Source organism: Luedemannella flava, from assembly GCF_039528515.1.
GTDB lineage: Bacteria > Actinomycetota > Actinomycetes > Mycobacteriales > Micromonosporaceae > Luedemannella > Luedemannella flava.
Genome location: NZ_BAAALT010000370.1, coordinates 1 through 8,684, shown reverse-complemented (window position 1 = coordinate 8,684; position 8,684 = coordinate 1). Strand labels below are relative to the sequence as shown.

Annotated in this window: 7 protein-coding genes, 1 pseudogene and 1 riboswitch; all 8 genes and pseudogenes read left to right on the top strand. The window is 71.4% G+C overall.

The features are described from left to right. A partial coding sequence (locus ABD211_RS33755; RefSeq protein ID WP_344140706.1) for an ROK family protein occupies positions 1-326 on the top strand: 326 nt, incomplete at its 5' end. Continuing rightward, positions 323-1,843 carry a sugar ABC transporter ATP-binding protein gene (locus ABD211_RS33750; RefSeq protein WP_344140704.1) on the top strand — a complete coding sequence of 507 codons (1,521 nt, stop codon included), beginning with the start codon at positions 323-325 and terminating at the stop codon, positions 1,841-1,843. The genes ABD211_RS33755 and ABD211_RS33750, both read left to right, overlap by 4 nt. After that, positions 1,840-2,847: an ABC transporter permease gene (locus ABD211_RS33745; protein WP_344140702.1), complete on the top strand. Its 1,008-nt coding sequence runs from the start codon at positions 1,840-1,842 to the stop codon at positions 2,845-2,847. Before ABD211_RS33750 ends, ABD211_RS33745 begins: the two co-directional genes overlap by 4 nt. Before the next feature lie 77 nt (positions 2,848-2,924). Next, entirely contained in the window at positions 2,925-3,974 is a 1,050-nt protein-coding gene (locus tag ABD211_RS33740; protein ID WP_344140700.1) for a substrate-binding domain-containing protein, read from the top strand. A 37-nt stretch (positions 3,975-4,011) separates the two neighbouring features. Next, complete coding sequence (locus tag ABD211_RS33735; protein WP_344140709.1) at positions 4,012-5,142, top strand: Gfo/Idh/MocA family protein; 1,131 nt, start codon at positions 4,012-4,014, stop codon at positions 5,140-5,142. Between the two features lie 16 nt (positions 5,143-5,158). Beyond that, on the top strand, positions 5,159-6,163 hold the full coding sequence (locus tag ABD211_RS33730; RefSeq protein WP_344140697.1) for a sugar phosphate isomerase/epimerase family protein: 1,005 nt from the start codon (positions 5,159-5,161) through the stop codon (positions 6,161-6,163). A gap of 519 nt (positions 6,164-6,682) precedes the next feature. Continuing rightward, positions 6,683-7,177 carry an anthrone oxygenase family protein gene (locus tag ABD211_RS33725; RefSeq protein WP_344140694.1) on the top strand — a complete coding sequence of 165 codons (495 nt, stop codon included), beginning with the start codon at positions 6,683-6,685 and terminating at the stop codon, positions 7,175-7,177. A gap of 72 nt (positions 7,178-7,249) precedes the next feature. Further along, a riboswitch (cobalamin riboswitch) is annotated at positions 7,250-7,465 on the top strand. Positions 7,466-7,561: 96 nt separating this feature from the next. After that, positions 7,562-8,684: pseudogene (locus ABD211_RS33720) on the top strand (5-methyltetrahydropteroyltriglutamate--homocysteine S-methyltransferase); the annotation flags it as partial.

The following is an 8,684-nucleotide window of genomic DNA, read 5'->3' as shown; positions in this document are numbered from 1 at the left end:
GCGCGGTCACCGCCGACGACGTCGCGGCCGGCGCCGCCGAGGGCGACGTGGCCTGCATCAGGCTCATCCGCGACGGCGGCCGCCGCGTCGGCGACGTGCTCGCCGGCCTGGTCAGCTTCATCAACCCGTCGATGATCGTGATCGGCGGCGGCCTGGCCGGACTCGGCCACATCCTGCTCGCCGAGATCCGCAGCGTCGTCTACCGCCGCTCGCTCCCCCTCGCGACCAACAACCTGCCGCTCGTCATGTCGGAGCTCGGCCCCCGCGCCGGCGTCGTCGGCGCCGCGTACCTGGCCTCCGAACTAGCCTTCGAGCAGCCGTCATGACAGAAAACGTCCTCAAGCTCACCGACGTCGTGAAGACATTTCCGGGCGTCAAGGCACTCGACGGCGTCGAGCTGGAAGTAAACAGCGGCGAGGTGCACTGCCTGCTCGGGCAGAACGGCGCCGGCAAGTCCACCCTCATCAAGGTGCTCTCCGGCGTGCACCGCCCCGACGGCGGGCGCGTGGAGTGGCAGGGCGCCGAGGTCACCTTCGCCAGCCCGCAGGCCGCCATGAAGGCCGGCATCGCGACGATCTACCAGGAGCTCGACCTCGTGGACGGGCTCACCGTCGCGGAGAACATCTTTCTCGGCAATGAACCCCGTACCCTCGGATTTGTCCACAGAAGCCGCGCGCGCCGGGACGCCACCGCGATCCTGGCCCGGCTCGGACATCCGGAGATCCCCGCAGCCCGCGAGGTCGGCAAGCTGCCGTCGGCGGCCAAGCAGATCGTCAGCATGGCGCGGGCGCTCTCCCGCGAGGCGCGGCTGCTCATCATGGACGAGCCGAGCGCGGTGCTCGCCCACGACGAGGTCGCGAACCTGTTCCGGGTGATCCGGGAGCTGACCGCGCAGGGCATCGCGGTCATCTACATCTCGCACCGGCTCGACGAGATCCGCGAGATCGGCGACCGGGTCACCGTCCTCAAGGACGGGCGGACCACGGCCGCGAACCTCGACGCCCGCACGACTCCCACCCGCGAGCTGGTCGGCAGGATGACGGGCAGATCCATCGAGTACGTCTTCCCGCCGCGCCCCGAGGTCGCGCAGCGCGGCGAGCCGCTGCTCACCGTCGACGGCCTGAGCCGTGCGGGCGAGTTCGCCGACGTGTCGTTGACCGTCCACAGTGGCGAGATCGTCGGCATCGCGGGCCTGGTCGGCTCGGGGCGCTCGGAGCTGCTGGAGACCATCTTCGGCGCGCGGAAGGCGCACGGCGGGACGGTCACGGTCGACGGCCGGTCGCTGCGACCCGGCAGTGTCGCTGCGGCCGTGCGCGCGGGCCTCGGCCTCGCGCCGGAGGAGCGCAAGAGTCAGGCGCTCATCCTGGCCGACCCGATCTACCGGAACGTGACCCTGGCCAGCGGCGGGCGCTTCACCACGGCGGGATTCACCCAGGCGGCCCGCGAGCGGGCGGCCGTGGAGCCGGTCGCCGAGTCGCTCGACCTGCGGCCGCGCGACGTGAGACGGCCGGTCCGGACCCTGTCCGGCGGCAACCAGCAGAAGGTGGTCGTCGGGCGCTGGCTCCTCGGCGGCACCCGGCTGCTGATTCTGGACGAGCCGACCCGGGGCGTCGACGTGGGCGCCCGGGCGGAGCTCTACCAGGTGATCCGGCGGCTCGCCGACGAGGGCGTGGGCGTCCTGCTCGTGTCCAGCGAGGTGCCGGAGGTGCTCGGTCTCGCCGACCGGGTGCTGGTGATGCGGGAGGGCCGCGTGGTCCGCGAGGCGCCCGCCACCGAACTCGACGAACACACCGTTCTCGACCTCGTCATGGCGGGGTCACTCCTCGAAGGGAGCCTGCCGTGACCGCCACCACCGTCGGAGTAACGGCGCACTCGGGATGGTGGCGCAGTGACCGCAGCGAGCCCGTGCGGCGCAACCTCGGGCTCGTTGCGGTCCTGCTGATCCTCTACACGATCGGGGCGATCACCCACCCGGAGATCTTCCTCGACGCCGACCGGCTGTGGTCCAACGAGCTGACCGTCCTCAAGCAGGCGTCCAGCATCGGAGTGATCACGGTCGGCATGACGTTCGTGATGATCGCGGGCGGCATCGACCTGTCGGTCGGCGCGCTGCTCGCGCTGGCCAGCGTCTGGTGCACCACGCTCGCGACCCAGTCCTACGGCGTCGGGGTCATGATCTTCGTGGCGCTGGCCGTCGGCGCCGGCGCGGGCGTCGTCAACGGCGTCCTCATCGCGTACGGCCGGCTCGTGCCGTTCATCGCCACACTCGCGCTGATGGTGGCCGCCCGGGGCCTGGCGCAGAAGATCTCCGGGAAGCTCACACAGATCAACACGGTCGACGCGCTCAACCAGATCGCGATCGACAAGGTGCTCGGCATACCCGTACTCGTGCTCATCATGCTCGGGGTCGGGGCGCTGGGCTGGCTGCTGCTCAACCGCACCACGTTCGGCCGGCACACCTTCGCCATCGGCGGCAACCCCGAGGCGGCCCGGCTCGCCGGCATCCCGATCCGCCGCCACACCGTCATGCTGTACGCGCTGTCGGGCCTCTGCTGCGGCATCGCGGCGCTCATCGTCACCGCCCAGGCCACGGCCGGCTCGTCCGACCACGGCAACCTCTACGAGCTGCAGGCCATCGCCGCGGCGATCATCGGGGGCACGGCGCTCTCCGGGGGTCGCGGCACGATCGTCGGCTCGCTGCTCGGCGTCCTCGTGTTCACCCAGATCACGAACCTGTTCATCATCAACAACCTGCAGCTCGAATGGCAGCTGATCGCCCAGGGCGCCATCATCGTCGGCGCCGTCCTCGTCCAGCAGTTCCGGGTCTCTCAGCTGCGCCGAAATTAGTCCGGCCATCACCCCAGGCGACCGTCGCGATCGACGGTGGCCAGGCCCCGCACACCCTCATTCAGGAGGCCACCCTCATGAACACTGACCTGTCCCGGCGTCGGATCCTGCTCGGCGGCGCGACCATCGCCGGCGCGGGCCTGCTCGCGGCGTGCACGTCCAACGAGCCGGAGAAGCCCGCCAACACCGGGCAGACCGGCGCGGCCGCCACCGGCGCCAACGCGGCGCCCGGCGCGACCGTCACCATCGGCTTCTCCGCCCCGGCCGCCGACCACGGCTGGATCCGGGCCATCACCGACAACGCGAAGGCCCAGGCGGCCAAGTACTCCGACGTCAAGCTCACCCAGGTCGACGCCGGCAAGGACGCGCCCGCCCAGATCGCCGCGCTGGAGGCGCTCATCGCGCAGAAGCCGACCGTGATCGTCCTGCTCCCACAGGACGGCGCGCAGCTGACCGCGACCGGTAGGAAGGCCATGGAGGCGGGCATCCCGGTGGTCAACCTCGACCGGGAGTTCTCCGACGCGGCCGCCTCGTTCACGCTCATCAAGGGCGACAACTACGGCATGGGTGTCTCCGCCGGGCACTACATCGGCAAGAAGCTGCGGGGCAGGTCCGATGCGGTGATCGCCGAGATCGCCGGCATCGACAGCCTGCCGCTCACGCAGGACCGCTCCCGCGGCTTCAAGGACACCCTCGCCACCTACGGCCTGCGCGTGACGAACCGGGTCGCGGCCCAGTTCACCGTGCAGTCCGGGCAGGACGTCACGGCGAACCTGCTCCAGGCCGCGCCCAAGATCGACGCGATCTGGAACCACGACGACGACCAGGGCGTCGGCGTCCTCGCCGCGATCAAGCAGGCGGGCCGCAAGGAGTTCTTCATGGTCGGCGGCGCCGGCTCGTTGGACGCGATGAACCACATCAAGGCCGGCGACACGCCCCTGGAGGCCACGGTCACCTACCCGCCCACGATGGCGTCCTCGGCGATCTCGCTGGCCCGCCTCATCGGGCAGGGCAAGGGCCTGTCCGACCTCGTCGAACTCCAGGTTCCCAAGCTGATCGTCCTCCAGTCGGAGACGATCACCAAGGAGAACGTCGACAAGTACATCCCGCTCGGGTTCAAGTCCTAGAGGAGCACTCGTGTCCGCACAGGAGCTGCGTATCGGCATGGTCGGGTACGCGTTCATGGGAGCCGCGCACTCACAGGCGTGGCGCACCGTGAACCGCGTCTTCGACCTGCCGCTACGCGCCCGGATGGTGGCCGTCGCCGGTCAGCACGCCGATCGCGTGTCGGCGGCGGCCCACCAGCTGGGTTGGGAGGAGTCCACCACGGACTGGCGCACGCTCGTGGACCGGCCCGACATCGACGTGATCGACATCTGCACGCCCGGGGACAGCCACGCGGAGATCGCGCTCGCCGCGCTCGCCGCCGGCAAGCACGTCCTGTGCGAGAAGCCGCTGGCCAACAGCCTCGACGAGGCGCGCGCCATGGCGTCGGCCGCGGCCGCCGCCGACGCGCGCTCCATGTGCGGGTACAACTACCGCCGCGTGCCGGCCGCCGCCCTCATGCGGGAGTACGTCACGTCGGGACGGTTGGGCGCGATCCGCCACGTGCGGGCCGTGTACCTGCAGGACTGGATCGTCGACCCTGCTTTTCCCCTCGTCTGGCGGCTCCGCAAGGAGCGGTCCGGGTCGGGGGCGCTCGGCGACATCGGCTCGCACATCGTGGACCTCACCCAGTACGTCACCGGGCAGTCGATCGCGTCCGTCTCGGCGCTGACGGAGACGTTCGTCCGCTCCCGCCCACTGCCGGGCGAAGCGGCGGCCGGGCTGGGCGGCGTCGCGGCGACGGGGTTCGGGGAGGTCACCGTCGACGACGCGGCGCTGTTCCTGGCGCGGTTCGGTGGCGGGGCGGTGGGCACGTTCGAGGCCACCCGCTTCGCCACCGGCCGCAAGAACGGGCTGCGCATCGAGATCAACGGCGAGCACGGGTCGCTGGCGTTCGACCTCGAAAGACTCAACGAGCTGGAGTACTACGACGCCCGGCTGCCCGGGCCGGAGCAGGGGTTCCGGCGCATCCTGGTGACCGAACCGGGCCACCCGTACCTGTCGGCCTGGTGGCCGCCGGGGCACGTCATCGGGTGGGAGCACTCGTTCACCCACCAGGCCCGCGACTTCATCGACGCGGTCGCGACCGGCGGCGAGCTGCGGCCGTCGTTCGCCGACGCGCTGGGCGTGCAGCTGGTGCTCGACGCCGTCGAGCGCAGCGCGTCCGCCGGCGCCTGGACGACCGTCTGATCTCGGGAGGACTCACATGGCACGACCGATCACGCTGTTCACCGGCCAGTGGGCCGACCTGCCCTTCGAGGAGGTGTGCCGGCTCGCCTCCGAGTGGGGCTACGACGGGCTGGAGATCGCCTGCTGGGGCGACCACTTCGAGGTCGACAGGGCGCTCGCGGACCCGTCCTACGTGGACCGCAAGCGGGAGACCCTCGCGAAGTACAACCTCAACGTGTACGCCATCTCCAACCACCTCGTCGGGCAGGCGGTCTGCGACAACCCGATCGACGAGCGCCACCGGGGCATCCTGCCCGCCCGCATCTGGGGCGACGGGTCGCCGGAGGGCGTGCGCCACCGGGCGGCCGAGGAGATGAAGGACACCGCCCGGGCGGCGGCCCGCCTGGGCGTGCACACCGTCGTCGGGTTCACCGGATCGTCGATCTGGCACTACGTGGCGATGTTCCCGCCGGTACCCCCATCTCTCATTGAGAAGGGTTATCAGGACTTTGCCGACCGGTGGAACCCGATTCTCGACGTGTTCGACGAGGTCGGGGTGCGGTTCGCGCACGAGGTGCACCCGAGTGAGATCGCCTACGACTACTGGACGACGCGACGGGCCCTGGACGCGATCGGCAACCGGCCGGCGTTCGGGCTCAACTGGGACCCGTCGCACTTCGTGTGGCAGGACCTCGACCCGGTGAACTTCATCCTCGACTTCGCCGACCGGATCTACCACGTCGACTGCAAGGACGCGAAGGTACGCGTGGGCGACGGCCGGCGCGGCCGGCTCTCGTCCCACCTGCCGTGGGCCGACCTGCGCCGCGGCTGGGACTTCGTGTCGACGGGGCATGGCGACGTCCCGTGGGAGGACTGCTTCCGGGCGCTCAACGCGATCGGGTACGACGGCCCGATCTCGATCGAGTGGGAGGACGCCGGCATGGACCGCCTGGTCGGCGCCGCGGAGGCGGTCCAGTTCGTCCGCCGCCTGGCGTTCGACCCCCCGTCGGCGGCGTTCGACGCGGCGTTCAGCTCCTCCTGACCTGGCTCCTCCTCCCCAGCCCGCCACATGTGCACACCTGGCGGGGCGCCGATGCGCTCCCCTCGCCATAAGTGCACATGTGGCGGCCCTTCACGCGCTGGACCTCGCCAGATGTTCACATGTGGCGGGTTCTCACGCGCCCGACCTCGCCACATGTGCACATGTGGCGGGCGCTTCCCCTTTGGACCTCGCCACATGTGCACATGTGGCGGGCAGTCGCGGGCCGCGACTCGCCAACTGCGCACATCTGGCGAGCCAAGCTCGCCCGAACCCCGCTATCTGCGCACAGATGGCGGGGCGGAGCGCGTGGAGTTCCGCCATCTGTGCGCAGATGGCGCAAGGTGGCTGGGCGCCTCGCCATAAGCCCACTCTTGGTGGGGACGATGGCCGCGGTCAGCACGAAGATCGGGGTTTCATGTACGGGAGCGCAGCCCAGCTGCGCTCCTGCGCACAGAACCGCAATCTTGGATACGGCGACGGGCCGGCGGTCTTGGGGCGTCGGCGCGCATGATGGGTGGCATGGGGACGTTGCGGGTCGTGGTGCTGATCGCCGCCACTGTCGACATGGGACTCATGGCCGGGGTCTTCGTGATCTATGCCAACGCGATCATGCCCGGCCTGCGGCGCGTCGATGACGCGACGTTCGTGCGCGTGTTCGCCGCGCTGGACCGGGCGATCCTCAACCCGCTGTTCCTGGCCGGCGGCTTCCTCGGCGCTCTGGCGCTCGCCGGCCTGTCCGCCGGCCTGCACCTCACCGCCGACACCCGGCCGGTGCTGCCGTGGCTGGTCGCGGCGTTCGTGCTCTATCTCGGCGCCGTCGTCGTCACCATCGCGGTCAACGTGCCGCTCAACGACGGCCTCAAGGCCGCCGGGCCGGACGCCGATCCCGAAGCGGTGCGCGCGGCGTTCGACGAGACGCGGTGGTCACGGTGGAACCTGGCCCGCGCCGTGCTCACCTCCGCCGCGTTCGCGCTGCTCACCTGGGCGCTCGTCGAGTACGGCCGGACAGCCTGAGCGCGGGTCGCGATCACTCCGGACCGCCGACAGGCACCCCCATGGTGGTGCCCGCCGGCCGCGCAGGCCCGTAGGATGGCCGGCAGTGCTGGTTCGCCGCCGGCCGACAGATTGGCGGCGTCGTAAGAGGGAACCCGGTGTGAGTCCGGGACTGCCCCGCAGCGGTGAGTGGGAACGACCGCCGTCATACGCACTGGGCGCGTGAGCGCCTGGGAAGCGACGGCCAGTAGGTGACCGGCAACGGTCGCGCCCGCGAGTCCGAAGACCTGCCCGCACCGCGTGCGCGACCGCGCACGCCGCCGACGACCCCGCGGGCGGGTCCGGGCGAGGCCGCCGTGCCCTGCCGCGCCTTCCCGCGTGGTCCTTCGAGGGGAAGGACCCGCAATGCGACCTCCGTTCGGGCCGAGCACCGTGCTCGGCTACCCCCGCATCGGCCGCGATCGCGAGCTCAAGCGCGCCGTCGAGGCCTACTGGGCGGGCACGATCGACGCCGACGGCCTGTCCACGACCACGGCCGCGCTGCGCGCCGACGTCTGGCGCACGCTGCGCGACGCGCGCCTGGCCAGCATCCCGTCCAACACGTTCTCGCTCTACGACCACGTGCTCGACGCCGCCGTCGCGGTCGGCGCGGTGCCGGACCGGTTCCGCGTCCTCGGCCTGCCGCCCCTGGACGAGTACTTCGCCATGGCGCGCGGCACCGCCGGCACGCCGCCGCTGGAGCTGACCAAGTGGTTCGACACGAACTACCACTACCTGGTCCCCGAGATCGGTCCGCGCACCGCCTTCGCCGCCAACCCCACCAAACCACTCCAGGAGTACGCCGAGGCGAAGGCGCTCGGCATCGGCACCCGACCGGTGCTCGTCGGCCCGGCCACGTTCCTGCTGCTGGCCAAGCCGGCGGCGGACGCACCGGCCGGGTTCCGGCCGCTGGACCGCCTCGACGACCTGGTCACCGTGTACGCGGACCTGCTGCGTGACCTCGCCGAGGCCGGGGTCGCGTGGGTGCAGCTGGACGAGCCCGCCTACGCGGCCGACCGGTCCGCCGAGGAGATCCTGGCGCTCCGCGACGCCTACGACGCCCTGGGCGCGCTGCGCGACCGACCGGGACTGTTCGTCGCGAGCTACTTCGGCGAGCTGGGCGCCGCCCTGCCGGCGCTGCTGGCCACGCCCGTGGAGGCGATCGGGCTGGACCTCGTGGCCGGGCCGGGCGACCTGGCGCGGCTGGCCGGGTGCGGCCCGATCCCCGGGCGCACGATCGTGGCCGGGTTGGTGGACGGGCGCAACATCTGGCGTACGGACCTGCGCGCCGCCGCGTCGGTCGGCGCGACACTGACCGGCCTGGCCGACCAGGTGGCGGTGTCGACGGCCGGCTCGCTGCTGCACGTGCCGGTCGACCTCGACACCGAGACCGACCTGGACCCGTCGCTGACGGAGCGGCTCGCCTTCGCCCGGCAGAAGGTCGACGAGGTCGTGGCGCTGGGCACCGCGCTGCGCGACGGCGACCACG